The 25,804-nt window shown below is 61.5% G+C and carries 18 protein-coding genes and 1 pseudogene; 11 read left to right on the forward strand and 8 right to left on the reverse strand.

The features are described from left to right. Positions 1–38: 38 nt before the first annotated feature. The gene (locus CI785_RS00835; protein WP_105030216.1) at positions 39–1,079 is read right to left on the reverse strand and encodes a LacI family DNA-binding transcriptional regulator; all 1,041 of its coding nucleotides are present in this window, start codon (positions 1,077–1,079) and stop codon (positions 39–41) included. A 123-nt stretch (positions 1,080–1,202) separates the two neighbouring features. On the opposite strand from CI785_RS00835, the gene CI785_RS00840 reads away from it, so the two are divergent. The 6 genes from CI785_RS00840 to CI785_RS00865 all read left to right on the forward strand — a co-directional run bounded on the left by CI785_RS00840 (position 1,203) and on the right by CI785_RS00865 (position 12,042). Beyond that, positions 1,203–2,567: an MFS transporter gene (locus tag CI785_RS00840; RefSeq protein ID WP_240614927.1), complete on the forward strand. Its 1,365-nt coding sequence runs from the start codon at positions 1,203–1,205 to the stop codon at positions 2,565–2,567. Positions 2,568–2,592: 25 nt separating this feature from the next. Then, positions 2,593–5,127 carry an alpha-L-rhamnosidase gene (locus tag CI785_RS00845; RefSeq protein WP_240614928.1) on the forward strand — a complete coding sequence of 845 codons (2,535 nt, stop codon included), beginning with the start codon at positions 2,593–2,595 and terminating at the stop codon, positions 5,125–5,127. After that, on the forward strand, positions 5,127–7,442 hold the full coding sequence (locus tag CI785_RS00850) for a glycoside hydrolase family 3 C-terminal domain-containing protein (RefSeq protein ID WP_105030218.1): 2,316 nt from the start codon (positions 5,127–5,129) through the stop codon (positions 7,440–7,442). The genes CI785_RS00845 and CI785_RS00850 overlap by 1 nt, the downstream gene beginning before the upstream one ends. After that, complete coding sequence (locus tag CI785_RS00855; protein ID WP_105030219.1) at positions 7,439–9,019, forward strand: NAD-dependent epimerase/dehydratase family protein; 1,581 nt, start codon at positions 7,439–7,441, stop codon at positions 9,017–9,019. The genes CI785_RS00850 and CI785_RS00855 overlap by 4 nt, the downstream gene beginning before the upstream one ends. Positions 9,020–9,027: 8 nt before the next feature. Continuing rightward, positions 9,028–9,306, forward strand: a complete 279-nt coding sequence (locus CI785_RS00860) for a MarR family transcriptional regulator (RefSeq protein ID WP_105030260.1) — start codon at positions 9,028–9,030, stop codon at positions 9,304–9,306. 276 nt (positions 9,307–9,582) lie between these two features. Continuing rightward, positions 9,583–12,042 carry a glycoside hydrolase family 2 TIM barrel-domain containing protein gene (locus CI785_RS00865; RefSeq protein WP_105030220.1) on the forward strand — a complete coding sequence of 820 codons (2,460 nt, stop codon included), beginning with the start codon at positions 9,583–9,585 and terminating at the stop codon, positions 12,040–12,042. A 710-nt stretch (positions 12,043–12,752) separates the two neighbouring features. Here CI785_RS00865 and CI785_RS00870 read toward each other — a convergent pair. After that, positions 12,753–13,067 carry a putative quinol monooxygenase gene (locus tag CI785_RS00870; protein ID WP_105030221.1) on the reverse strand — a complete coding sequence of 105 codons (315 nt, stop codon included), beginning with the start codon at positions 13,065–13,067 and terminating at the stop codon, positions 12,753–12,755. A 105-nt stretch (positions 13,068–13,172) separates the two neighbouring features. On the opposite strand from CI785_RS00870, the gene CI785_RS00875 reads away from it, so the two are divergent. After that, positions 13,173–13,844 (forward strand): TetR/AcrR family transcriptional regulator, encoded by a 672-nt coding sequence (locus tag CI785_RS00875; RefSeq protein ID WP_105030222.1) that lies wholly within the window; start codon positions 13,173–13,175, stop codon positions 13,842–13,844. A gap of 288 nt (positions 13,845–14,132) precedes the next feature. Here the strand turns inward: CI785_RS00875 and CI785_RS00880 are convergent, their stop codons facing one another. Next, the gene (locus CI785_RS00880) at positions 14,133–15,065 is read right to left on the reverse strand and encodes an SDR family NAD(P)-dependent oxidoreductase (RefSeq protein ID WP_240614929.1); all 933 of its coding nucleotides are present in this window, start codon (positions 15,063–15,065) and stop codon (positions 14,133–14,135) included. 92 nt (positions 15,066–15,157) lie between these two features. Next, complete coding sequence (locus tag CI785_RS00885; RefSeq protein WP_105030224.1) at positions 15,158–15,943, reverse strand: SDR family NAD(P)-dependent oxidoreductase; 786 nt, start codon at positions 15,941–15,943, stop codon at positions 15,158–15,160. Positions 15,944–16,044: 101 nt separating this feature from the next. On the opposite strand from CI785_RS00885, the gene CI785_RS00890 reads away from it, so the two are divergent. Next, the gene (locus CI785_RS00890; RefSeq protein WP_105030225.1) at positions 16,045–16,908 is read left to right on the forward strand and encodes a helix-turn-helix transcriptional regulator; all 864 of its coding nucleotides are present in this window, start codon (positions 16,045–16,047) and stop codon (positions 16,906–16,908) included. 208 nt (positions 16,909–17,116) lie between these two features. Here CI785_RS00890 and CI785_RS00895 read toward each other — a convergent pair. The 4 genes and pseudogenes from CI785_RS00895 to CI785_RS00910 form a co-directional block, all read right to left on the reverse strand. Further along, a pseudogene (locus CI785_RS00895) lies at positions 17,117–17,575 on the reverse strand (AAA family ATPase); the annotation flags it as partial. Between the two features lie 149 nt (positions 17,576–17,724). Continuing rightward, entirely contained in the window at positions 17,725–17,982 is a 258-nt protein-coding gene (locus tag CI785_RS17410) for a DUF4193 family protein (protein WP_338064866.1), read from the reverse strand. Between the two features lie 159 nt (positions 17,983–18,141). Further along, complete coding sequence (locus tag CI785_RS00905; RefSeq protein ID WP_105030227.1) at positions 18,142–19,458, reverse strand: ATP-binding protein; 1,317 nt, start codon at positions 19,456–19,458, stop codon at positions 18,142–18,144. 353 nt (positions 19,459–19,811) lie between these two features. Beyond that, complete coding sequence (locus CI785_RS00910; protein WP_105030228.1) at positions 19,812–21,362, reverse strand: NAD-dependent succinate-semialdehyde dehydrogenase; 1,551 nt, start codon at positions 21,360–21,362, stop codon at positions 19,812–19,814. Positions 21,363–22,153: 791 nt separating this feature from the next. Here CI785_RS00910 and CI785_RS00915 point away from each other — a divergent pair. The 3 genes from CI785_RS00915 to CI785_RS00925 are packed head-to-tail and all read left to right on the forward strand — an operon-like array spanning position 22,154 to position 25,784. Next, positions 22,154–23,308 (forward strand): alcohol dehydrogenase catalytic domain-containing protein, encoded by a 1,155-nt coding sequence (locus CI785_RS00915; protein WP_105030261.1) that lies wholly within the window; start codon positions 22,154–22,156, stop codon positions 23,306–23,308. A 38-nt stretch (positions 23,309–23,346) separates the two neighbouring features. Continuing rightward, positions 23,347–24,831, forward strand: a complete 1,485-nt coding sequence (locus CI785_RS00920; protein WP_105030229.1) for a flavin-containing monooxygenase — start codon at positions 23,347–23,349, stop codon at positions 24,829–24,831. Further along, a complete protein-coding gene (locus CI785_RS00925; RefSeq protein WP_105030230.1) occupies positions 24,831–25,784 on the forward strand; it encodes an alpha/beta hydrolase in 954 nt (317 codons plus the stop codon). The genes CI785_RS00920 and CI785_RS00925 overlap by 1 nt, the downstream gene beginning before the upstream one ends. Positions 25,785–25,804 lie beyond the last annotated feature (20 nt).

Below are 25,804 nucleotides of genomic sequence, written 5' to 3' on the forward strand. Positions count from 1 at the left end.
ATCTTGAGGTGCCGATACCTGCGCTAAGTCCAGAGCCGTCAGGGCTGTGTGTCCGATAAGCGGTTCACTTCGGTAGAGGTGCGCGGAATGACGTCGATACGAACGTGGGGAAAGGGGGCGTCCTGTCCCTGGCCGATGCTTTTCAGAACCAAGTTCCCGACGTACTCGCCGAGGAGCCGGTGATCTACGCGGATGCTGCTGATCGAGGGAATAAAGCGTGCAGCAAGAGGTGAGTCATCATGGCCGATGACAGCGAGGTCGGTGGGAACGTGAATGCCCTGCGTGGTTGCAGATCCGATGATGTCGGCAGCAACGTTGTCGTTATAGGCAATGACCGCAGTCAAACCCTCCCGGATGAACTTTTCGACGTCGTATTCTGACCTGTCACCATCCGTTGCGACGGAGGTAATGAGGACCGGTTCCATGAGCCCTTCGGCGGCGCAGACTTCGATGACGGCCTGATGCCTACCATTGGCGAGTTCTCTAAGGCGCTGATCGGCGGGCATCGCGAAGCCTAATCGGCGATGGCCTCTTTCGAGTAGGTGCCTTACCTGCAACCGATGGGCAACTAAGGTATCGAAGACCTCGTCGTCGCGCGAAGCCAGTTCAGCCTGCTGGTCTGGCGAGGGAACAATGTTCGTGATGTTCAGCCGATGCATCGAGGCAATCTCGGCCTCACTGAATAGTTCCAGTCCCACCACCGCGAGAGGGTCTATGGCAGCCCAGATGGGCTGGCCGGCCTCGTCGGCGTGGGGCCTCCGCGTGTGCGTAACAAGCGTGAGCCCAGCATCGTCGAGGACACGGGCCACATGCTCGAGGTGTACGCGCATCTGATGCTCGAGCGGCCAATCCGGCAGTACCATCAGGACAATCTTGCTGCGACCACTGCGCAAGGCCTGTGCCTGGCTGTGGGGGGTATATCCAAGTTTCGATGCAGCCTCCCGGACCCTCTTTGCTGTTGCCACCGAAATTGTCTGACCCTTGGTTCCATTGAGAACGAAACCGACTGTGGCTCTCGAAACCCCGGCTTCTCTCGCCACATCGGCTGCGGTGACCCGTCTAAGCGCGGCGATCGTCATTTAGCCCCTTTTTTGAATCGTTCCAAGCAAAGTCTTGCTCTTGCAGCAACCAGCTTGTTAGTATCGTAGCACTTCACTAGCACGTGCTAGTAAAGTCCGTCCCCTTCAGACAATGGAGTCTTCGTGAACGCTCCCGATGATTTTTCAAGCAGTGCCTCGCAGGCGCATGTTCCTGCTGCCTCAACCCTCCCCGTTCCTCCTGCAACGGGAGATCCTGACACTGAGTTGACGAGCCTGCCGGCCACTGGAGCTCTAAGCAAGGTTGGTCCCCGCTACATCTGGCTCATGGTGTTTGCTCAGTTCGGTGTCTTCGTCGCGTTCATTACGCCGTTAGCCATCTCACTGACAATAAAGGTGCAGCAACTCGCCCCTGGTCAGGAGCAGTATCTGGGTTATATCACCGGGGCGGGCGCAGCAGCGGTCCTGCTGACCGGTCCGTTCTTCGGCGTCATGAGTGACCGAACCCGCACAAGGCTTGGACGTCGCCGCCCGTGGATGATCGGCGGCATGGTTCTCGGCGTCGTATCCCTGTTCGTCATGGCGACCGCTCCGAGCATCCTCCTCCTCGGCGCCGGCTGGGTCATGGCCCAGCTGACCTGGGGTCAGGTCCTGGCGAACCTGCAGATCTCCACCGCCGACCGGTTGCCGGAGTCGCAGCGCGGGAAGGTCGCCGGCCTGACAGGTTTCGCAACCCAGGTGGCACCTGTCTTCGGTGTCGTGATCGCAGGCGCCGTCGCCTCGGACAACATTCTGCTCTTCATTCTGCCCGGCATCGTTGGCGTCCTCGCTGTTTCACTCTTCGTCCTTCTGGTGAACGAGAAGAGCAGCCAGGACATGGTTTTCGCGGACAAGCTCACCATTGGGTCAATCTTCGCAAAATACCTCTACAATCCGCGCAGTCACCCCGACTTTTCCTGGAATTGGCTTGGCCGCTTTCTGTTCTACTTCGGTCTGACGCTGAATACGACATTCACCGCGTTCTTCATCGCAGCAAAGCTCGGCATCACCGTCCAGGAGGTCGCCGGAATCATCGCCACCCTCTCCCTAGGCGGCATCGCGGCCACCACCCTTGGTGCTATCGGTGGCGGATTCCTCTCCGACCGGCTCAAGCGCCGCCGCATGTTCGTCGCCGCTTCCGGCATCATCTTCGCCGCCGGCGCCCTCACCATGGCCCTGGCTCCAGGATTGCCCATGCTGATCGCAGGTTCAGTTCTGACATCGCTGGGCATCGGTATCTTCGCGGCCGTCGACCAGGCCCTGCTACTGGACGTCCTGCCCGAGCGTGACACCAATGCAGGCCGGTTCATGGGCATCACGAGCTTCGCTACGTCCATCCCTCAGGCTGTCGCACCGCTCATCGCACCCCTGTTCCTCGCGGTCGGCGTTAGCGCCGGAGGGGACAAGAATTACACCTTGCTGTTCATCATCGCCGGCGCGTGCACCATCCTCGGCGGGCTGGCAGCACTGCGCGTCAAGTCCGTCCGCTAGAGAACTCCTGAGAAAGGCCACCACCGTGACCAGCCAGTACTCCGCGGGCGCCACACCCGTGAAAAACACCTCCTTCATTACCGCCCCGTTCCGCGTTGGAGACCAGGACGGCGACCCCGCCCCGTACTTCCGCCGCGACTTCCAGGTCTCATCCGGCCTCCAACGGGCGACACTCCGCGTCACCGCTATTGGAGTCGTGGATCCGCACCTGAACGGGACACGAGTCGGCACGGAGGTACTGGCACCTGGGTGGACGTCCTACCGGCACCGGCTCAACGTCAGCACCCACGACATCACTGCTCTTCTCATTGAAGGCACCAACACGGTCGGGGCTGTCGTCGGTGAGGGGTGGGCGCTGGGGACTCTTGGCTTCCACGGCAAACGCAACCACTACTCCGACAAGCCGGCCCTGCTGATGCAGCTCGACCTCGACTACGGCGACCGGACCGAAACCATCGCAACCGATGAGCAGTTCAGGGTCGGCACCGGGGGAGTACGCGGTAACAGCCTGTACGACGGCGAGCACTTCGATGCGCGCCTGGAGCCAACGGGATGGGATACCCCGGATTTTGACGACACTGATTGGCAGGCAGCCGTCGCCTTCACCTGGGACACCGCGGCCCTGGTCGACCCTGTTGGCCCACCGATCGCCCGCACCGAGGAACTACGCCCGGCTGAGATCATCACGACACCCTCGGGGAAGACCGTCGTTGACTTCGGCCAAAACATCTCCGGCTGGGTGCGGTTGAGCGCTGAAGGGGACGCCGGTACCGTCATCACGCTCCGGCATGCGGAGGTCATGATCGACGGGGAGATCGACACCGAAACGATCCGCACGGCGAAAGCCACCGACAGTTACACCCTTGCCGGCACGGGCACTGAAACCTGGGAGCCCCGGTTCACTTTCCACGGCTTCCGCTATGCAGAAATCAACGGATATCCAGGCACCCTCACCCAGGATGCGGTGACCGGTGTCGTCGTGCACAGCGACATGCGACGCACCGGCTGGTTCAGCACATCGGACGAGCTGATCAACCAGCTGCACTCCAACGTCGTCTGGTCCATGCGCGATAACTTCGTTGGCGTCCCCACGGACTGCCCGCAGCGCGACGAACGTCTCGGCTGGACCGGGGACATCAACGCCTTTTGCCCTACCGCAAGCTTTCTCTACGACGTGCGCGGCATGCTCGGGTCCTGGCTCGAGGACGTCCGCCTCGAACAGACCGAGCTCGGCGGTGTTCCCTTCGTCATCCCCGACGTGTTGAACTCCCCGGTCACCCCGACCGCCCTGTGGGGAGATGTCATCGTTAGTCTGCCCTGGACCATGTACCAGCAGTACGGGGATCTGGAGATCCTTCGCACGAACTACAACGCCATGAGAACCTTCATCACTGACGTCGAGTCACGCCTGGATGAAACCGGGCTGTGGGGAAGCGGCTACCAGTTCGGTGACTGGCTGGACCCGGACGCACCGATGGACAACCCGTCCGGCGGCAAGACCGACAGCCACCTGGTCGCCTCCGCATACTTCTGCAAAACCACCCGTGAAATGGCTGACACAGCTGACCTGCTCGGACACGCCGAGGACGCAGCCCGCTTCCGTGACCTCAACGCGAGGGTCCGTGCTGCCTTCCAGCACGAATACGTCAGCGGCGCCGGCCGGATCGTCAATGAGTCAGCGACCGCCTACGCCTTGGCGATCTCCTTCGGGATCCTCGACGGCGACCAGAAGCAGCGGGCAGGGGAACGGCTGGCTGCTCTTACTACAGCCGCCGGCTACAAAATCTCCACCGGGTTCGCCGGCACCCCGCTGGTCACCGACGCGCTCACCAGCACCGGTCAGCTCGATACCGCCTACCGGCTGCTCATGCAGACCGAATGCCCGTCGTTCCTGTATCCCGTGACGATGGGGGCGACGACGATCTGGGAGCGCTGGGATTCGGTGCGCCCGGACGGCACGATCAACCCCTCCGGCATGACGTCGCTGAATCACTATGCCCTCGGTGCTGTCGCGGACTGGATGCACCGGGTCGTCGGCGGGTTATCCGCCCTTGAGGCCGGGTACCAGAAGGTACTCATCGCGCCGAAGCCCGGCGGAGGTCTCACCCACGCCTCCACATCGCTTGATACCGATCACGGACCCATCAGCGTGGACTGGCGGATCAGTGACGGCGCTATCAACCTCATCATCGACCTCCCTGCCGGAGTGACTGCCCGGGTTGAGTTGCCCTTGAGTGAGGAACCAGCGCTGGAGGTTCCCGCAGGCCAGCACACATGGACCTATGACCTGCCCGCAGGCTTCGGTCAGCGGCCCGTGTACAACCTGGACTCAAGCCTTGGCACCATCGCAGCTGATCCCGAAGCGTGGCGGGCCCTCACCACCGCTTTAGCCGCGGTCGTTCCGGGGATTCCGCTCGACGGACAGTCAGCGGACGGAGCAAACATCACAGTCAATGACTTGGTGGGCACGCTCGAACTCCATGTCCCGAATATCCCCACCACTTTGCGCGCCACCCTAGCGGACGCCCTCACCTCCGGGGCACTAGAAGGAAGTCACTGATGACCGAGAACACCGCCGACAACCAGATCGCCACTGACACTTCTGCTACCGCGGCTGTCGTCTCAGATTTGACCCTAGAACAGAAGGCGTCCCTGCTCTCGGGCCGGGATTTCTGGAGTAGCCAGGATGTGCCCGAGCACGGCATCCCGGCGATCGTCCTAACCGACGGGCCGCACGGGATTCGCCGTCAGGCCGGAGACGCGGACCATCTGGGCATCAATGACAGTCTTCCCTCCACATGCTTCCCGCCGGCGGTTGCCGTGGGTTCGAGCTGGGACCCTGACATCGCCCGCCAGGTTGGGGCTGCTATCGGCCGTGAGGCTCGGTCCTTCGCTGTTTCCGTCGTGCTGGGGCCGGGAGTAAACATCAAACGCTCGCCCCTGTGTGGAAGGAACTTCGAGTACTACTCCGAAGATCCCCTCATTTCGGGCGTTCTGGGGGCCGCGCACGTCAACGGGTTGCAGAACGAAGGCCCAGGGGCTTCGGTGAAGCACTTCGCTGCCAACAACCAGGAACACGAACGGATGCGCATCAGTGCCGACGTCGACGAACGCACCCTGCGCGAGATTTACCTGCCCGCATTCGAGCGTGTCGTCACCGAGGCTTCCCCGGCGACCGTCATGTGCTCCTACAACAAGGTCAACGGCATCTACGCCTCCCAGAACAAGTGGCTTCTCACCGAAGTCCTGCGCGGGCAGTGGGGTTTCCAGGGTGCGGTCGTATCCGATTGGGGTGCGGTCAGCGACAGGGTCGACGGAGTCGCAGCCGGTATGGACCTGGAGATGCCGGGCAGTGGCGGTGCCACCGACAACCAGATTGTCACAGCGGTTGCCGACGGCTCCCTCGATGAAGCACTCGTGGACGCCTCGGCGGCGCGGATCCTTGAACTGACGAAGCTGCCTCACGATGAGGGAAAAGCATTCGACGTTGATGAGCACCACGATCTAGCCCGACGACTCGCAGCTGACAGCATCGTGCTCCTCAAGAACGACAACGACATCCTGCCGTTGAAAAAGGGGCAGAGCGTAGCCGTGGTAGGAGCCTTCGCCGATACGCCCCGTTACCAGGGTGGCGGCAGCTCGCACATCAATCCGACCCGCCTGGACTCCGCCCTGCAGGCCATCAGCGATACGGCGGCCAGTAGTGGCGCAAGCGTCAGCTACTCACCCGGATTCACTCTGGTCACGTCGGTGGACGAACCGGAACTGCTGCACATCGACGCCGTCAAAGCTGCCGGTGCGGCTGACGTCGCTGTCGTCTTCGCCGGTCTGAAGGACTCGGAGGAATCCGAAGGGTTCGACCGGGAGACGATGGAGCTGTCGCAGGATCAGCAGAAGCTCATCCGCGACATCGCCGCGACGGGTACCCGTACCGTCGTCGTCCTGTCGAACGGAGGCGCAGTCACCCTCGAGGGTTGGCACGACGACGTCGACGGTATTTTGGAGGGATGGCTCCTCGGGCAGGCCGGCGGAGCCGCAATCGCCGACGTTCTCTTCGGTGCCGTCAACCCGTCCGGGCACCTGGCTGAAACCATTCCCCTGCAAGTACAGGACAACCCGAGCTGGATGAACTTCCCCGGTGAGCAGGGCCACGTGCGTTACGGCGAGGGCGTCCTGGTCGGATACCGGTACTACGAGACCGCGCAGATGCCGGTCCGGTACCCCTTCGGTCACGGGCTGAGCTACACGACTTTCCGCACGGAGTCCGTCCAGGTCGACGTCACGGGCGAGGACACCGCGGTCGCCCGTGTCACCGTGACGAACACCGGTTCCGTGGCCGGCAAGCACGTGATCCAACTGTACGTCGCCACCGAGACCGGTCCCGTCCGTCGCCCGGCCAGGGAGCTGCGCGCATTCGCAAAGGTCAACCTGGCGCCTGAGGAAACATCGACCGTGGACCTGCCCCTGGACCGACGGGCTTTTGCCTACTGGGACATCGAACATGACCGGTGGGTCGTGCCCGCTGGCCAGTACACGATCCAGATCGGGGAAACCGTCTCCAAGATCGTCGCCGAACAGCAGATCACCCTCTCCGGTGACACGGTCGTGCGTGAGCTGACGATGCAATCCACGGTCGGTGACTGGTTCGCGCACGACGTGGTGGGTCCGGCTCTCATGCAGGGTCTCACTGCTGGCATGTCGGAGGACCAGGCCGCGCAGGCAGCGGATAACCCAGAGGGCCTGAAGATGGTCGAATCCATGCCGATGAAACAGTTCCTGGCCTTCACCAATGGAGCGTTCCCGGCCGAAATGCTCGAGCAGTTGATGGAGCTCAGCCGCGCCCCAAAGTCCGACCAGTTGGAAACAGCATCATGATCAGCTCGGCCGGTGAACACCGGGTCCGGGGGCGTACCCCTGTAAGTAAGAAGGTGTTTCTCACCGGGGCGACCGGTAACTGGGGGAAAGTCATTCTCCGCGAATTCAGGGAACGAAGCGACCGGTTCGACATCGTCGCCCTGGTGCTGCCAACCCCGAAGGACATTGAGGCGATCCGCGAATTCGAAGACATGGACAATCTCACGGTCGTCTTCGGGGACCTCACTGACTACAGCACTGTTGCTCAGTGCGTAGAGGGCGCCGATTACATCCTGCACACAGGTGCCGTCGTCTCACCACTGGCTGACGACAACCCCGAGCTCACGCATCGAGTCAATGTCGGCGGGGCACGCAACATCATCCGGGCCGTGAAAGCCCAACCCCAGCCTGACACCGTTTCGGTCGTCATGATCGGCTCGATCGCCGAAACGGGGGACCGAAACCCCCCGCACCACTGGGGACGGATCGGCGATCCGATCCGGGTAGCCCAGTACGACGAGTACGGGCAGAGCAAGATCATCGCTGAACGCGAACTCGTCGATTCGGGGCTCCCGCGGTGGGCGTGGCTACGTCAGACCGGTATCTTTCACGGCGGTCTTCTGTCCATCCGCGACGCGATCATGACTCACACCCCGCTGGACGGGGTCATGGAATGGGTGTCCGTCGACGATGCCGTCCGGCTCCTGGCGAACATCTGCGAGGACGACGTCCCCGAGGAGTTCTGGAACCGCATCTACAACATTGGTGGGGGAGAGGACTGGCGCCTGACGAACTGGGAGCTACAGATTGCCCTCATGGGTGAGCTCGGTGTCGGGGACCCCCGCAAATGGTTCGAACGGAATTGGTTCGCCACCAAAAACTTCCACGGACAGTGGTACACCGACTCAGACATCCTCGAAAAGCTTGTCCCCTTCCGTAAGGACTCCTTCGCAACAGCTCTTCAGCGCGAGATCCGGACGGCCTCCATCACAACCCGGCTGGCCGGCCGGGTTCCTGCGTGGCTCGTGAAAAACTACATCATGAAGCCGATCACCCTGCACCCCCGCGGGACCATGGCTTGGATCAAGGGTAATGATGAGGACCGTATCAACGCGTACTTCGGCTCACGCGCTGACTGGGAAGCTATCGGCGGGTGGGACACCTTCTGGCCTCCACACCCCGACCGCACCCCCACCTACCTGGACCACGGGTACGACGAAACAAAACCACCGGCCACATGGTCGGTAGAAGACCTTCGCGGGGCTGCAAACTTCCGAGGCGGGACACTGGTGGCCCAAACCTTCATCACCGGCGACACCAGCACACCCCTGCAGTGGGCATGCCATGAGGGTCACACCTTTCAGGGAAGCCCGCGCCTGATCCTCACCGGTGGACATTGGTGCCCTGAATGCGTCAAAACACCTGCGGATTACCCACGCCAAGCGGAATCCAATGCATTCCTCCGCCAACTCGACGGTCCCCGGCGTCGTAACGGAACTGTACCCATCACGGCACCTGCCACAGCTGCCGCACGTACGACGCCCACTGAGTCCTCTGTCGGTGCGGTCGGCGTATCAGTGCCTGCTGCCATTACTTAGGGACAATGATGACCGTTACTCGTCCCACTTATTCCCGACAGACAGATGACCACCGGTACGGGTCAGGGTCGCAGCAAGCCCTCAGGGCACGCAATCTACAAACGCTCGCCAGTGACCTGCACGATAACGGACCGGCCACACAACGCGAACTTGCCAAACGTACAGGACTGTCACAAGCCACGGTGTCAAACCTCGTAAAGATCCTCGTCGAGGAACACAAAGCTATCACTCAGCCGACAGTAAGTTCTGGACGTCGAGCGACCCTTGTCACTGCCAGCAGCACCTGAACTCAGGTTCCATCGCACCCAGACCACCCAAACACAGCTACGCAAGGATCCTCGCCGGACAGACGACCTGCACGCTCGAAATGCGAAGGCCCTCATACCCCTAAACCTCGTCGGAACAGAAGATCTTGCCTACCGGGCGGGTGGGCAAAGCCCTCACCCACCGTCGCCCCTACCGTCCGCAAGGCTCATTCACCTGGTTTCCACGGTCCTGCACGAAGCTGGCACTGATCCCAAGACCACCATTACGGTGACTCACCCCGAAGGTAGGAGAACGCGATGAAGAAAACGTCATTCAACAGCGGCTGGCAGATGCGCGAGAAGATCAACCCGTTCGATGAAGTCTCCTCGCCGGCTGCGGTTTATGAAGATGTCACCCTGCCGCACGACGCTCTCATCGGACGGGACCGCACCGTCGAGGGGCGGCCGGCAAACGCGTTCTTCCCCAGCGCCACCGTGCAGTACCGGCGCTCACTCACACTGCCCGACGAGGCACGCAATCAGCGACTCCTGCTGGAATTCGAGGGGGTGTACCGCGATGCCATGGTTTACATCAATGGCGCCTTCGCCGGTCAGCGCCCCTCAGGGTATGCAGCATTCACCATCGACATGACCCCGTACCTGAAATTTGATGCTGACAACGAGATACTCGTCGAAGCCCGCGCCCACGAGGACTCCCGGTGGTACACCGGCGCCGGAATCTACCGGAACGTGTGGCTCCTACAAGGCGATCAAGTCCACATCGTGCCGAATGGCCTCACCATCACAACGCTCGACATGGAGCCGAGCCTTGCCGTAATCGAGGTATCGGCAACAGTCGCTACCCTCTCCTCCCGCCTCGCTACGGCCCATATCGACGTCACGATCATGGCCGACGACCGAACGATTGTCGCCTCCGGCTCAGTACCAACAACCGCAGCACCAGGGCAACCGGCAACCTCCCGCCAACGCCTGTACGTCCAAAACCCAAATCCATGGAGCGCCGAGACACCACAGCTCTACACCGCCACGGTGGTCGTTCGAGCGCACGATGGACCCGTTCTCGACGAAGTTCATCAGCATTTCGGGATCCGCACGCTGCAACTCGATCCCATCCACGGGCTACGCATCAACGGAACGACGGTCGAACTTCGTGGCACATGCCTGCATCACGACAACGGGATCCTCGGATCAGCAACTTTCACGGACGCCGACGAGCGGCGCGTACGCATCCTGAAGGAGGCAGGATTCAATGCCATTAGATCAGCCCATAACCCCATCAGCACGGCTCTTCTGGAAGCCTGCGATCGGATCGGCATGTATGTCATGGATGAAACGTTTGATATGTGGACATCCACCAAGTCCGGGTTTGACTACGGTCTGGCATTCCCGACCTGGTGGCAGGCAGACCTGTTGTCCATGGTCGAAAAGGACCGCAACCATCCCAGCGTCATCATGTACTGCATCGGTAACGAGATACCCGAGACGGGTTCTCCAGCTGGCGGCATCACTGGTCGACACCTTGCCGAAGAACTGCGTCGCCTGGATCCCACCCGCTACATCACTAATGGGGTGAACGGCCTTCTCGCCGTGATGAGCGACCTGAAGCAGCTCTCGACCGAACACGGCCCCGGAGGTGCACTAGAAGCCATGGGGATCAACACGATCATGACGACCGCCAATGACTACTTCAACGCAATCGGCAGTTCTGATCTCGTCACGCAAAAGACCGAGGAAAGCTTCGGACTGCTCGACATCGCAGGCCTCAACTATCTCGATGTCCGCTATGAACAAGACGCAAAGCAATTCCCCAACCGCCTCATCATCGGGACAGAAACGTACCCATGGAACATCGACCGTAACTGGGCACTGGTCAAAAAGCTCCCTCAGGTCCTGGGCGACTTCACCTGGACTGGCTGGGACTACCTGGGAGAAGTCGGCATCGGTCGCTCCGCGCCTGTGTCCGACGACGGTCTCTCAGCGTCGTACCCCTGGATCGCTGCATGGTGCGGCGACATCGACATTACCGGTCATCGCCGGCCCGCCTCCTACTACCGGGAGATTGTTTTCGGGCGCCGTATCGCACCCTACATAGCCGTTCTAAGGCCCGGTAACACTGCAACAGGGCCGTTCCCCAGCGCGTGGGCCTGGACCGATAACGTGTCAAGCTGGGCCTGGAACGTTGATACGGGAAGCGAACTCGTCGTCGAGGTGTACAGCCATGCGGCCGAAGTCGAACTCCTACTCAATGGCCGCGTCATCGACAGGAAGTGTTCCGGACCGGACCAGCGCTACCGGACGGCATTCACCGTTCCCTACGAACCAGGCGAACTCACAGCAGTCGCCTACACCGGTGATTCCGAGCAGGGCCGGCATTCCCTTAATTCAGCTGTCAGCTCACCAACAATCCTGGCAACCATAGACCCGGCACACGAGACCGTCGTGCCAGGTTCCCTCGTCTTCCTCGACATTGAAATCCTCGACGAGGCCGGAACAGTGCTCGTTCAAAATGACACCGACGTCAACGTCTCCGTATCTGGTGCAGGCGTTCTACAGGCGCTGGGGAGCGCAAATCCGAAAACAGCGACGCTCTACAACGGGATGACTACGCAGACTTTCGACGGCCACGCTCTAGCTATCGTGCGCGCCACCACGACAGGCGAGATACGGGTGCAGATCTCCGCAGCGGGATTCACCGCGACCTACGCGACGGTCATCGACGTTGGAGCCCACGAGCCAGCTACAAAAACCGGTAGTTGAGCAAGCAGTCTCCACGCTCAAAGGGCTGAGGATCCCTATTTTACCTGACCCTTCAGCGGGAGGATCTGCTTTCCGGAAAACGGGCGGAGTCCTCACCCATCGACCGAAGCCGACCGTTTGGCCTGACGTACATGTCCCACCATTCTGATGTTCCATACACCCTGGCACCGCCGCATACTTCGAAGACGACACCTGGACGCTCATCGCCGACCCGAATTTCGGCGGTAACCAGATCTACCCTGACGGGCTGCGTTACGGAGAGGAAGCTGTGGAGACATACCGGATCCAGGAGGACGCCCCGATGTCCGCAGCAGCCCATTCGCAGTGGAAGATCAGCATGGAACGCGATGATTGGAAGATACGGATTGGACCTGCGCTACGGTGACGGCAACGCCGGACCGCTACCTACTGCACCATACGGTGATCACGCACAACGGCGAGGAAGTTCTTTTCAAGAAGGAGTTCTCCAAGCAGATCCCCCGAACATCTGCATGACTACAAACTTCATGAACGCACAACCAGATAGTCGTCAGCCAAGCTAAGACTCTGCCCAGGGATCTGCTGCGCAGGTGGGTGACAGTCCCTAAACAACGCTGCCAGCGAGCCTGCCGGACGTGCAAGAGCCCGGGAGGAAACGCAATTTCGGTGGCGAATGCCTTTCCTAAGGCCAGCTGCCGAGCTGGTCTGCGCGTCCGTTGTCCGCTGGTTGTTCAGCTGGAGAAACTGGAGAAGGCGGGACGGACGATGACTCGCATCGGCGGTGCGGCGAGCAGGTCGATGACCTCGTCGTGGTTCGCATCGATCACGGGGTTGGAGAAATGGCGCTCAAAAGACGCATCGTCCCTGTAGAACTCGAAGGCCCACAACGTGTCCGGATCATCATCGGTGCGGCAGAGGACCCAGTCGGTGGGCCCGTCCGGGTCACCGGTGAAGTGCAGGTCGTTCGTCAGTTCGAACAGGCGGTCACCCTTCCCCGGTTTGGCCTGGAACCTGAGAACGGTACCGGGCTGGTTCGTGTTGAGCATGAAGGTCCTTTTTCCCGTGGAGTTTGGCCGGTCGGATGACGAAGTGATGGAACGACGTTCCAAAGCAAGTGTGGAACGGCATTCCACATGTGTCAAGGTGTAGGGATGAAGGACAAGCCGCGCGCCGATCGGCGCACTAATCCGCTGACCAGGGACGTGATCGTCCAGGCGTCCGTCGAGATCCTCGACGCGGCCGGGGAGCGTGCGCTGACCTTCCGCGCTCTTTCTGCTCACTTGTCCACCGGTGCCGGGGCGATCTATCACCATGTCGCGAGCAAGAGCGAACTGCTGACTGCTGTTACCGATGAGGTCATCGCGGGCGCGCTGCACCACGGTGACGACGAAGTGGAGCCCGAGCAAGCGATCCGGGCCGTGATGCTCGATGTGTTCGACGCCATCGATGCTCACCCATGGGTCGGTGCCCAACTCGCCGCGGAACCATGGCAACCCGCAGTCCTACGGATCTTCAACCGTGTCGGTGTGTCACTTGAGGCACTCGACGTCCCGGAAGGGTTCCAGTTCGACGCAACCTCGGCGCTCGTGCATCACATCCTTGGTGTCGCGGGGCAGTATGCAGCGGGCGCCCGTCTCACGGGTCCTGACGCGGACCGCTCTGCTTTTCTCGGCGCGGTCGCCGCCCAGTGGGCCACTACGGTTGCTGCAGACGAGTACCCTTTTCTGGCGCGGATCGCAAAGATGCTCTCGGAGCACGACGATCGCGAGCAATTCCGCGCAGGCGTCGACCTGATACTTGCCGGGATCGCAGCTCTGCGATAACCGCAGAGTCGTCCGGTAACGCATCCCTTCACGGACTCCTGAGGGGCTTTTCACGAGTAAGAGGGTAGATAGGGCCGGAATGTGATGTCATTAGACTTCACAGCGGCATGAGCGCTTGCCTACTAGTGAGGTCTATGGCGAAACCACCTCAACCTGACGGATACCAGATGGTCGCCCGAAGGGTGTACGAGCGACCATTTGATCGGGAAGAAGTGGTCAACCCTTGGTCCTGGTCCTGGTCGTGAGGAGACAACGTATCGGTATGGGTTGTTGATGATCCTTTTACGGTCAGGTAACGGGGTTGTGCGCGTGTTGGTTGAGTAGTTCGAGGGATGTGTCCCAGAGCCGGGTGGCGTTATAGGAGTCTAGGGCGTAGGCGCGGACACCGTGGGTTCCGTTGATGATTTCTGGTACGACGGCGGCCTCTGTGCAGTCCTCGAGATATTTACCTCCAATTCCATCGAGCAGCGGGGAGACGGCTGCGAAGACCGACGTTGCTGCTCCCTGTTCCGGTGTTTTCGCCGTGAAGCCGGCGGTAGCGGCCTGTCGTTTGACGGCGGCCAGGGTGTCAGGATTCCAGTGGCGTTGCAGGTTGGTCCAGATCCCGCCGGGCATGACGGCGTTGGCGATGATTCCGTCGTCAGCCCACCGCCGGGTGGCTTCGACGGCGAAGAGGACGTTCGCCGTCTTTGACTGCCCGTAAGCATGCCCTGCGTCGTAGGGCCTTCGATCGAAGAACAAGTCGTCGTACACGATGTCGGACATGCCGTGCCCACTGGAACTCAACGACACAATCCTGGCATCACCTGCTGCTGCCAGTGCACTGTGCAGTCGGTGTGCGAGAGCGAAGTGCCCGAGGTGGTTGGTGGCGAACTGCAATTCCCAACCATGAGGTGTCCGCAGCTCCGGGGTCATCATGATGCCCGCGTTGTTAATCAACAGGTGCAATGGGTCCGACCAGGTGTCCGCGAAGCGGTCGACCGAGTCGATGTTGGCGAGATCGAGCCATGAGACATGGACGATCGCGCCGGGCTGGGTGCCGGTGATGTCCGCGGCAACACGGTGCCCTGCGTCAAGGTCGCGGACAGCGAGGGTCACGTCGGCGCCGGCATGTGTGAGGGCACGGGCGGTCTCGACGCCGATGCCGGAGGAAGCACCGGTGACGATCGCTCTCTTGCCAGTGAGGTCGATGCCCTCAAGGACGTCGTTGGCGGTACTCACTGCAGTGAAAGGGGAGTAGATGGTAATCATGGGTGGGTGCCCTGTCTCAGAAGTAGTCGGGTGGGTTGTCGCTGTTCATGGCAGGGCCGACGTCATGCGGGACGGGTCGAGGAGATACCGCCGTCGATGGCGAGGATGCTTCCATGCATCATCCGTGAGGTATCAGATGCCAGGAACAGTACGCCCTGTGCTACATCCTGCGGCTGGACGACCACGCCAGCTGGAGTCGTGGCAGTCATCGCGTCGAGGACCGCGCGGGCCGCTTCGTTCCCCGGGGTGAGAGTCGCGCCCGGGGAGACCGTATTGATGCGGACGCCGTGTGGGCCAAACTCGGCGGCCCAGGATCTGGTGAGTTGTTCGGTGGCTGCTTTGGTCGCCGTGTACAGGGCGGCGAAGGGGTTACCTACCGATGCCATCCACGAACCGACATTGATTACGACACCACCACCGGTATCTGCCATGGCGGGAAGGATGGAAGCGGCCAGGACGTGAGGAGCCCGGATGTTGACCGCGAGCATTGCGTCGAGGTCGTCATCAGCGAGGTCAGCAGTCGATGTCGCAGGATAGATTCCCGCGTTATTGACGAGGATATCAATACGTCCTCCCAGCAAAGCTGTGGCCTCCGTCGCGAAGTGCCGGATCTCTGCATAAGAACCCGACAGGTCGACCAGAAGGAAATCCGCGCGGCCACCATTTTCCTTGATGCGAGCCGCGACCTCCGCTCCTCGGGTTCGGTCGCGTCCGCTCACCACGACGTGGGCACCGGCTGCGGCCAGAGTGTCGGCGATGGCAGCTCCGATGCCGCTGGTGGAACCAGTGACAAGAGCAGTTCGCCCGTCGAGGGGAGTCGCTGTGGTGGGTGTGGTGTTTGTTGTCATACCTTCAGTTGTAGATCGAGCGGATCGCCCGGACCAGACCCCGCTCAACCTGGGCATGGCAGGACCACGTTCAGGCAGCCCAGGAGATCTACAGTGAGGAAATGATCGCCGATCGGACACAGCTCGGAGCATTCCTGCGCTCTCGTCGAGACGCCCTCACCCCGACTGCGGCCGGTATCGAGGCCTTTCCCGGACCACGCCGGGTACCGGGCCTGCGCAAAGAGGAACTCGCGGTGCTGGCAGGCATGAGTTCGGACTACTACAGCCGCCTCGAGCAGGGACGCCAGCCCAACGTCTCCACCAGCGTCCTCGAGGCGTTGGCCCGAGCTCTGCGCCTGAATGACGTGGAACGAAAGCACCTCTTCGCTTTGGCCAACCCTTCCAACCAGTCACGAACCGTGTCCGTGGCCCTGCAGCAAGCCGACCCAGGACTACTGAGACTAATGACGACGCTGGACCATGCGCCGGCCCTCGTCCTGGGACGCCGCGGAGAGGTACTGGCAACCAACACGCTTCTCACCGCAGTCCTGGAAGGCCTCCAACCGTCGACATCCCTGGCAAGGTTCATGTTCTTCGACCCCCTCGCCCGGGAACGCATCGTGAACTGGGCGCAATACGCTGCGACGTCGATCGCCGCTCTCCGTGGAGAACTGGGCCGCCACCCCGCCGACGAACGACTTATCGCCCTGATCGACGAATTGACAACACGGGACGCGAATGCAGCGCGGTGGTGGGAGGACCACAGCGTGCAGGACTACACCTCGGCAGCAAAACGAGTCCTGCACCCCGTGGTCGGAGAACTGTCCTTCGACATCGAGACAGTCACATCACCACGAGCCGTCGATCAAGTCCTTGTGGTCTATACGGCACAACCCGACTCCCCGACAACCCGAAAACTACCTTTCCTCGCCAGTTGGGGGCAGAACAAGCAACCTCCCGTTGACACTGCAACCCATCTTTCATAGAGAAGACCTAACAGCCATTTGAGTCGAAAGGGTTCTACACGAAAGAGGGTCTAGTCGTCGGCGTTCAATACGCGATCGGCAGATGAGGGGTCGAGGTTTTATGGAGAATGAAAGTGCGCACTGGTCGTCCCGGTCAGAGGACCTCTACATGACCCACCCTACTTTTATGACCCTGAGGCCTGCCGGCTCCATAAGCTCGGGTCGATAACCGGTGCGAGGCAATCTCCTCCACCTCGTCAATGAACTCCACGGCATGCTCTAGTTCGGCAATCTCCACGAAGGTCTCGCGCAGTGCCCCTGGCAATCCTTGCGGGTCGGGTGCCAAGCGGGAGGGGAACATCTCCACGAAAGGCCACTCCAGTCGGGAAGCGATTGCTTTGGCGAATGTGGTCTCGCCGGTGCCTGGTGGGCCGACGAGGACCACTTCGCGCGGCGGCACCACGCCAACTTCATCCGCCAGATCTGCCTCAGCAAGGGGAAGTACCAGGCGGCGTTCCAGCAGTTCCTTCTCGTTGCGCATACCGGCGACGTTCTCCCAGAGGTCGCGGGCCAGAATTCGACCGCCGAGCTGCCCAAGCGCTCCGAGTTCCTGGCGCTGCACGGGGGTGGTGCGCTCGAAATAACGCAAGTTCTTCTTCAGCGCGAAGCCTCGGCCCAAGATAGCTTTTCGGCTGTCCTGTCGGGGAAAAGAAGTGTGTGCGATGGCGGATGATCGGGTGGTTTCTGGTATCGAGTGGCGACGCTCCAACTGGTCGGCTGTCAGCCTTTGCATTCGGCGCAGTATTTGTCGCCGTTCTTCTCCTGTCCGAGCCGGGTTTAGTGGTGCACGGGGAAGCATGACATGCAGGTGAAATCGTCCTTTTGGACGGTGGCGACCTGCACCAGGAGCTCGTCTTCGAGGATGGCGCCGGGCAGGTCGAAGCGTTCGGCGGTGTCGCTATCCTCAACGTCGCTGATGGAGGTCTGTGTGGTGCTGCTGCGCTGGGCCTCGAGCGACTCGTTGGCCGGTGGCCGGTGGCCCTCCAGACAGACGCCTGGCTCGTGAAATCGCCGATAACCTTCGATTATGTCCACGCGCGTCGGGACTGAGTGACTGGCGGGCGGCTCACCCACAGGTGGACGGCTTTGAGCTCTGTCCTTCGGGCTCCAACCCCGCATTCACCTCGTCCAACCGGTCGGACCGTCAAATCCTTGACCTTATTGAGGAAGGTTGCGCCACCCTCACAGCACCCTCTATATGCGTCCGAGGGTTTCGATGTCCTCGAGGAAGTCTTGGTGAACCTCATCGCTGACGGTTGTTCGGGTCTCCCCAATGGCTTCCAGGTAATCCTGTGTGGCCGGTCCTTTCCGGACTGCCTCGTGGATAGATAGTGCGCGTCCGGAGGCCAGTCCGCCGTCGTCATACACGGCCTTTTCAAGAGCGCGCTGTGAGGCATTCCGGGCGGCATACTCGATGTCCGCGGGGGAAAAACCGTGTGTGCGTTCCACGAGCAGTGCCACGTCCACGGCGTCCACTACCGGTGCGGGGATGAACCGTTGCCACATGGCCTCTCGAGCCTGCCGGTCGGGCAAGCCGATGGGGATGACGTAGTCGAACCGGCCGTGCCGTAGGAACGCCGTATCCAGGGCGCGGATGAAGTTGGTGGCGCAGACCAACAGCCTTCCGGGTTGCTCGCGGAAGGCTGGGATGATCTTGAGGAGTTCGTTCGTGACACCTTGCAGAGGTGAGGGTGGCTCGCCGGACCGGCGTGAAGCTATTTCCTCCACTTCGTCGATGAACACCACAGCGTGTTCCAGCTCGGTGATCTCCAAAAAGGTCTCGCGCAGGGCCCCGGCCAGTCCCTGGGGATCGGCTGCTAGGCGGGAGGGGAACACTTCCACGAAGGGCCACTCCAGTCGGGAGGCGATCGCTTTGGCGAAGGTGGTCTTGCCGGTGCCAGGCGGGCCGAAGAGGACCACTGCGCGCGGCGGTACTACGCCGAATTCATCGGCCAGATCTGCTTCGGCAAGGGGAAGGACCAGCCGGCGTTCCAGCAGTTCCTTCTCCTTGCGCATCCCGGCGACATTCTCCCAGAGGTCGCGGGCGAGGACACGCCCGCCGAGCTGGCCGAGCGCTCCGAGCTCCTGGCGTTGCACAGGGATCGTGCGCTCGAAGTAACGCAGGTTCTTCTTTAGCGCGAAGCCGCGGCCCAGGAACGCTTCCACCCTGGTTTCCGCGTCCGGCATCAGCGCCGAGAGCTTGTTCAGCCCATGGGGGGCCATGCGGTTCTCGACCGCCGCCAGCAGCAAGGTGCCGATACCACGGCCACGGAACTCGGGAAGAGTAGCCAGGAAAACGATCCAGCCCTGGTCGTGTGCGGCCCGCCCCACGGCGGCACCCACCACCTGCTCGCCCTGCACGGCCACCACGGCGTGGTCCTTTTCACAGGACGCGAGCACCTCGGAAAGGGCATAGACAGGCTCCACATTGCCTGCCTTGAGGGTCTCCCACAGATGCAGAATCCCGTCCAGGTCCGCCGAGTGGAAGTCCCTGATCCGCCAACTAGTCATGCCGAGTCTCCTTCGAAGCTTCCGTGGGGTAGCAAATGTGCCGGGGTTGAATCTCCTATCCGAAGCGAGTGGGCTGGGCGGGCGGCGATCCGCTCACGCCTTCTCCATTCGTGCTGAACGGTATTAGGCAGTGGTGCGGGACAGGCTGCGAACTTGGTATGTTCCGACGTCGAGGAGCTTCCGTTCCCTGAGGGCTCCGTGGCGTATCCATAAAATGCCCTGCTGCGGTACGACCAGTTCGACGTCGCCGGTGATGGATGTGGAGCTGTGAAGTTCCCGCGCTTCAACCCGGTCTCCTGGGTCTACTGTCGTTAGGTCAGCATCCAGCGTGGTGTCGCGCTTGGATATCAGCATCAGTTGCCCCGCGTCTGGCGGGATTGGGGAGTCTCGGCCGGCAGCGTATCCCAGGGGTTTTCGATGCCGATGTATTGGGTGGTGGTGTACTCGGCGATTCCCTCCGCCCCGCCCTCTCGGCCCAGCCCGGATTGCTTGACGCCGCCGAAGGGGGCTGCGGCGTTGGAAATCACACCGACGTTGAGGCCCATGAGGCCGAATTCGATGCGGTCTCCGATGCGCAATCCTCGGGAGATGTTTTCGGTGAAGACGTAGGACGCGAGCCCATATTCGGTGGAGTTGGCCATAGCGACTGCTTCATTCTCTGAGGAGAACGTCACCACCGGTGCCACCGGCCCGAAAATTTCTTCACGCAGCACTCGGGCTTCTGCTGGCACGTTAGTGAGCAGGGTGGGTTCGAAGAAGTGGCCGGGGCCATCGATGCGCGACCCGCCGACGACGATCTTGGCACCTCGGTCGACGGCGTCCTGAACCAAGGCCTCCAGCGATTCGCGGGCCTTCGCCTCAATCATGGGGCCCACATTGATGCCGTGATTGAGGCCGTTGCCGACAGTAAGGGCTTTCATTTTCTCTGCCAGCTTGGCTACGAACTGATCAGCGATGGTTTCGTGCACCAGCAGCCGATTCGCTGCCGTGCACGCCTCACCCATGTTGCGCATTTTCGCAGCCATGGCTCCCGCTACGGCTTTGTCGAGGTCGGCATCCTCAAAGACGATCAGCGGACCGTTTCCGCCGAGTTCCATGGACGTGCGCAACACATTATCGGTCGCAACCTTCATGAGCGCCTTACCGACGGGGGTTGAACCGGTAAAGGAGATCTTGCGTAGGCGGGGGTCAGCCATGATGGGTTCGGACACGGCTGCCGCTAAGGCAGAGGAGACAACGTTCAGTACTCCTGCGGGGATTCCTGCTTCAATCATGAGCTGCGCGAAATACTGGGATGTCAGCGGTGTCAGGCGGGCTGGTTTCAGGACCATGGTGCATCCGGCTGCGATAGCTGGAGCTATCTTGCGGGTAGCCATAGCCAGTGGGAAGTTCCAGGGAGTGATGAGTAAGCAAGGGCCGACAGGCTTCTTGGACACGAGCATGCGAAGGTGGCCCTCGGGAGCTTCCATATGGCGGCCGTAGTCCCTTGCCGCTTCTTCGGAGTACCACCGCAGAAATTCACCACCGTACTTCACTTCCCCTGCGGCCTCGGCCAGCGGTTTGCCCATTTCTAGGGTCATCAGAAGTGCCAGGTCGTCAGCGCGTTCCTGGACCAGGTCGAAGGACCGTCGCAGCAGTTCTGCCCGAGTCCGGGCCGGCGTGCGGGCCCAGGAGGACTGTGCCTCAGCGGCGGCATCAATAGCGGCCGCGGCATCCTCACGGGTTGCCGATGCGAGCGTCGCAAGGATTTCCTCGGTGGCGGGGTTCTCAACGTTGAACGTCCCACCGTCTGAAGCTGCGCGCCACTGCCCGTTGATCAGCAGACCGGTGGGGGTCTTCGCCAGCACGTCCTGCACGCGCTCCTGGATTCCGGAGTCTACTGGGGTCATGTCCGTCATCGTCATCTAGCAACCTTCTCTCTGAATCCGGGCAGTACGTCGTGCGGCGGGAAATGGGGAACCTGCGCGAAAGGAATGCGATGTACGGCGGAATCCGCCATCCCGCGTCTTGTGATGATGCTCGCATGGCCGGGGGTCACCCGACAGAGCGAGCACGTTCGAGTGCGACGGGGTCCATCGGACGTTCCCGACGGGAAATCCGAGGCGATCGGGAATCATGGCCGCCGCCGTGGCCGGAGCCCCCAGTTCTTGGACGCCCTGTGTTCCTCAAACTACCGGGATTCCGCACCCTGACGTTATGCAAGGCGCACAGCCTCTTGTACTTATCGTCTAAAGATGGGTGACGTCCACTCAGATTCGGGGTTAGAGCTGAAGACTCTGCCGTGTAGACCCTGGGCAGGTCAACCTCTCCATATTGCAGGTCGAGTGGATTCGTCTGACATGTACTGCCTCTGAGCCATGGGTACTTCCGACATGTTGGGGCGCGAACAGTAGAAGATCGTCCCGGTCGGACCCAGGTCGGACCCAGGTCGGACCCAGGTCGGACTCGGGTCGCCACAACTCCAGGAACCGGTTTCAACCTACTTCTTAGACGAAAAGTACGGCGGAAAGATTCTGGTTGTATGGTCCGACCAAGAAAGGGTCTGAGCTCTTCCCTATGCTCAATGGAAAGCCCGTGGCCGGAGGAGCGATTCCTCTTCGGCTTGGGACCTGCCGGTAGCGTACCCGAGATCGATGACGGGACTTCCTATGGTTCCAGCAGGGGAAAGCGGCACTTCATTAGCAAGGGGATGATCATGACGATCAAAACGGGGACCACAGCCGACCAGGGCAGCTTGTCCACAAGGACTATTCGTGGGGCCGTCCTCGAGGTCGTTGGAGCTGAGATGCCCTATGCGGGCAGCACCCCGATCCGGGTGGAAGACCTGGAGCTGGAGGGCCCTGGCCCTGGCGAGATCCTCGTCCGGATTGAAGCAGCCGGCGTTTGTCACTCCGATCTTTCCGTCGTCAACGGGAACCGCCCCAGGCCGGTACCGATGCTTTTGGGCCACGAGGCTGCAGGCCTCGTGGAGGAGCTGGGTGAAGGCGTTAGCGACCTGGCCATCGGGCAGCGGGTTGTGATGACGTTCCTTCCGCGATGCGGGGAATGCCCTGGTTGCCATTCCACCGGCAAGACGCCTTGTGAGCAAGGCAGCGCCTCTAACGGGGCTGGCACTCTACTCGGCGGTGCACGACGGCTGTCCGTCAAGGGGGAGCCGATCAACCATCACCTCGGTGTGTCAGGTTTCGCCTCATACGCTGTTGTTTCCCGACGTTCCGTCGTGCCGGTAGGAGCCGATGTGCCAGCGCACATCGCGGCTCTGTTGGGTTGTGCGCTTCTCACAGGCGGTGGTGCAATCCTCAATGTCGCCAAACCCTCATCCTCATCCCGGGTAGCGATCGTCGGCTTGGGTGGGGTTGGAATGGCGGCTCTCATTACTGCCCGGGCGACAGGCGTCGAACACGTCGTGGGCATCGACACCCTGCCTGCAAAAATCGACTCCGCACGAGCCCTGGGAGCAACGGATGCCATGACCTCGCAGGAGGCCATGGACCGCGGGGAGAAATTCGATGCCGTCATCGAAGCGGCAGGACACCCTCGAGCGTTGGAAGCCGCCATCAGCCTCACGAAACCGGGAGGAATCACGGTGACCGTCGGACTGCCGGCACCCGGGCAGCCCGCCTCCATCGATCCTCTGGCGCTCACCGCCGAAGCCCGCACCATCGTTGGCAGTTACCTCGGATCGGCGGTACCCGAACACGACATCCCCGTCTACGAGGCACTCTGGCGCTCCGGAGCCCTCGCTGTTGAAGGACTCGTCTCGGCAACCATCGGACTCGAGGACATTAACAGCGCCATGGACACGCTCCAAAGCGGCCAGGCACTTCGGCAAATCATCACCTTTCCCTAATCACTGCCCACCCCTACTTCTGAGAAATGAGCAGAGCCATGACCTCACCTTCTGATCACATTTACAGTGCCATCATCATCGGCGCCGGCTTCGGCGGCTTGGGCCAGGGCGCCCAGTTTGTCCGGGACGGAGTCGACGACTTCCTGATCCTCGAACGCGGCAACGATGTCGGCGGCGTCTGGCGTGAAAACACCTACCCCGGTGCCGCCTGTGACACACAGGCTGTCATCTACTGCTTCAGCTACTTCCTGAACCTCAAGGTGTCGCGCATGTTCGCCGGTCAGGAAGAACTTCAGGGATACCTTCACGCACTGAGCGAGGAGTTCGGGCTCAATGAACGCCTGCTCCTCAACCAGAACGTCACCGAAGCGACCTGGGATGAAGAGCAGCTCATTTGGGCTGTTCGAACGGCCGGAGGAGAGCGGTTCCTGACTCGGTCTCTCGTTGCTGCATGGGGACAGCTCAACGAGCCTAATGTTCCCGCTTTCCCAGGTTCAGACTCCTTCCAGGGCATTGCCTTCCATTCGGCGAACTGGCGTCATGATGTTGACCTCGTGGGCAAGCGGGTGGCCTCGATCGGGTCGGCCGCTACAGCTGTTCAGTACGTTCCCGAGGTAGCGAAGGTCGCTTCGGAACTGACCGTCTTCCAGCGCTCCGCAAACTACATCCTGCCCCGCGACCAGATCATCTTCAGCGAAGAAGAAACTGAACGGTTCCTTGCGGACCCTGATTCCTACAGGGAACTCCGCCAGAGCATCCATGAGCTTCGGGAAGCGGGATTCGAGCGTACTCGCGCGCACACAGCTGCTAATCAGGAAGGGGTGGAACTGGCCCGCCAGCACCGGGAGGCGCAGATTACTGATCCCGAGTTGCGCGCCAAGCTCACGCCTGACTACGACTACGGCTGCAAGCGCATCCTGCGTAGTGACGAGTTCTACCCGGCTCTGACCCGCGACAACGTCGAGCTGGTGACAGAACGTATCGCCGAGGTCACCCCGACCGGTATCCGCACGGCCGACGGCGCCGAGCACGAGTTCGACGTCATCATCTACGCGACCGGCTTCAAGAGCCATGCCTTCCACGGATCCACCCGTGTCACGGGACGCGGCGGCATCAGTCTGGACCAGCGGTGGGGGAACGCACCCGAGGCCTATCTCGGTATCACCGTCGACAACTTCCCGAACCTGTTCCTGGTATACGGGCCGAACACGAACCTGAACCACAACTCCGTCGTGTCGATGCTCGAACCTCAGCACCGCTACATCTCCCAGGCTGTCAGGTACCTTGCCGATCATAATTCGACGGCGCTCGAGGTTGGCCGGGAGGTGCTCGAGCAGTTTACGACCTACCTGCAGGAGGAGTTGTCCAAGTCGGCGTTCTCCTCAGACTGCTCCTCTTGGTACAAGAACGAGGACGGGCGCGTGATCAACAACTGGTCGGGAACCGTAGAGGAATACCGCAGTAAGACCCACGACCTGCGTCTGGAGGACTACCTGCAGCCAGCCGAGCAGGGTGCCCGGTAATGAACTGGCTGGACCCCTTGACGGGAAGGACCGTCGCCGCGGACGCGGCGGCGGTCCTGCAGGACTTCCGGGCGGCAGGAGGGCGTTCGTTCCACCTCTACAGCGTCGCCGAAGTCCGCGAGAAGTATGAGCTCGGGTGCGCGAAGAGCGGCCTGAGCCCTGACAACCTCTTCGACGTCTCCGACCACCAGATCGGGCAGTTCGGCATACGGCTTTACCAACCTCAAGCAACCCCCGGGGCGACTCCGGTCCTGCTGTTCTTTCACGGTGGCGGTTGGATCATGGGGAGTCTCGACACTCATGACGGCCTGTGTCGCAGGCTCGCCACCCTGACTGGGTTACCGGTCGTCGCGGTCGACTACCGTCTTGCCCCCGAACACCGGTACCCAGCCGCCATCAACGATTGCCGGGCCGCAGTGCAGTGGTTGGCGTCCAACTCGTTAGGGCATGGCGTGGAGGTCACCGGCCTCGTGCTGGTGGGGGACAGCGCCGGCGGCCAGCTCGCCGCGGTACTCACCAATGAAAACGCGTCCAGCCCCAACCCGTTGCCGATCCTAGGCCAGGTCTTGATCTACCCCATTACGGACCTGACTTTCTCGACTCCGTCCTATCAGCGAATAAGAGAAGGTTTCCCTCTGGTTGCGGACACGATGGCGTGGTTCGCCAATGAGTACCTGCCAGAAGGAACCGACCGCGCAGCCCCCGAGGTAAGCCCCGCATTCGCAGATCTGCCTCCGGGTCTGCCCCCCACGTATGTGCTGACTGTCGATAACGATCCACTGGCCGACGAGGGGGCAAGATACGCCGCAGCACTCTCGCAGGCAGGGACAGCCGTGACGTACCTACACCTTCCCGGGTACGCCCATGGCTTGTTCACCTCTGCAGGCCGTATCCCTCGCGGAGAGCGTGAGATCGAGAACATCGCTGCATTTATCCGCGAACTTCACTGGTAGGCCCGGTGGGTCCCCGTCAA

Source organism: Arthrobacter ruber (assembly GCF_002954225.1).
Classification (GTDB): domain Bacteria; phylum Actinomycetota; class Actinomycetes; order Actinomycetales; family Micrococcaceae; genus Arthrobacter_D; species Arthrobacter_D ruber.

What these genes read in the sequence shown, in the direction of transcription:
- CI785_RS00835 (WP_105030216.1), bottom strand. Translation starts at nt 1,079, where the DNA reads ATGACGATCGCCGCGCTTAGACGGGTCACCGCAGCCGATGTGGCGAGA.
- CI785_RS00850 (WP_105030218.1), top strand. Translation starts at nt 5,127, where the DNA reads ATGACCGAGAACACCGCCGACAACCAGATCGCCACTGACACTTCTGCT.
- CI785_RS00855 (WP_105030219.1), top strand. Translation starts at nt 7,439, where the DNA reads ATGATCAGCTCGGCCGGTGAACACCGGGTCCGGGGGCGTACCCCTGTA.
- CI785_RS00860 (WP_105030260.1), top strand. Translation starts at nt 9,028, where the DNA reads ATGACCGTTACTCGTCCCACTTATTCCCGACAGACAGATGACCACCGG.
- CI785_RS00865 (WP_105030220.1), top strand. Translation starts at nt 9,583, where the DNA reads ATGAAGAAAACGTCATTCAACAGCGGCTGGCAGATGCGCGAGAAGATC.
- CI785_RS00870 (WP_105030221.1), bottom strand. Translation starts at nt 13,067, where the DNA reads ATGCTCAACACGAACCAGCCCGGTACCGTTCTCAGGTTCCAGGCCAAA.
- CI785_RS00875 (WP_105030222.1), top strand. Translation starts at nt 13,173, where the DNA reads ATGAAGGACAAGCCGCGCGCCGATCGGCGCACTAATCCGCTGACCAGG.
- CI785_RS00885 (WP_105030224.1), bottom strand. Translation starts at nt 15,943, where the DNA reads ATGACAACAAACACCACACCCACCACAGCGACTCCCCTCGACGGGCGA.
- CI785_RS00890 (WP_105030225.1), top strand. Translation starts at nt 16,045, where the DNA reads ATGATCGCCGATCGGACACAGCTCGGAGCATTCCTGCGCTCTCGTCGA.
- CI785_RS00905 (WP_105030227.1), bottom strand. Translation starts at nt 19,458, where the DNA reads ATGACTAGTTGGCGGATCAGGGACTTCCACTCGGCGGACCTGGACGGG.
- CI785_RS00910 (WP_105030228.1), bottom strand. Translation starts at nt 21,362, where the DNA reads ATGACGATGACGGACATGACCCCAGTAGACTCCGGAATCCAGGAGCGC.
- CI785_RS00915 (WP_105030261.1), top strand. Translation starts at nt 22,154, where the DNA reads ATGACGATCAAAACGGGGACCACAGCCGACCAGGGCAGCTTGTCCACA.
- CI785_RS00920 (WP_105030229.1), top strand. Translation starts at nt 23,347, where the DNA reads ATGACCTCACCTTCTGATCACATTTACAGTGCCATCATCATCGGCGCC.
- CI785_RS00925 (WP_105030230.1), top strand. Translation starts at nt 24,831, where the DNA reads ATGAACTGGCTGGACCCCTTGACGGGAAGGACCGTCGCCGCGGACGCG.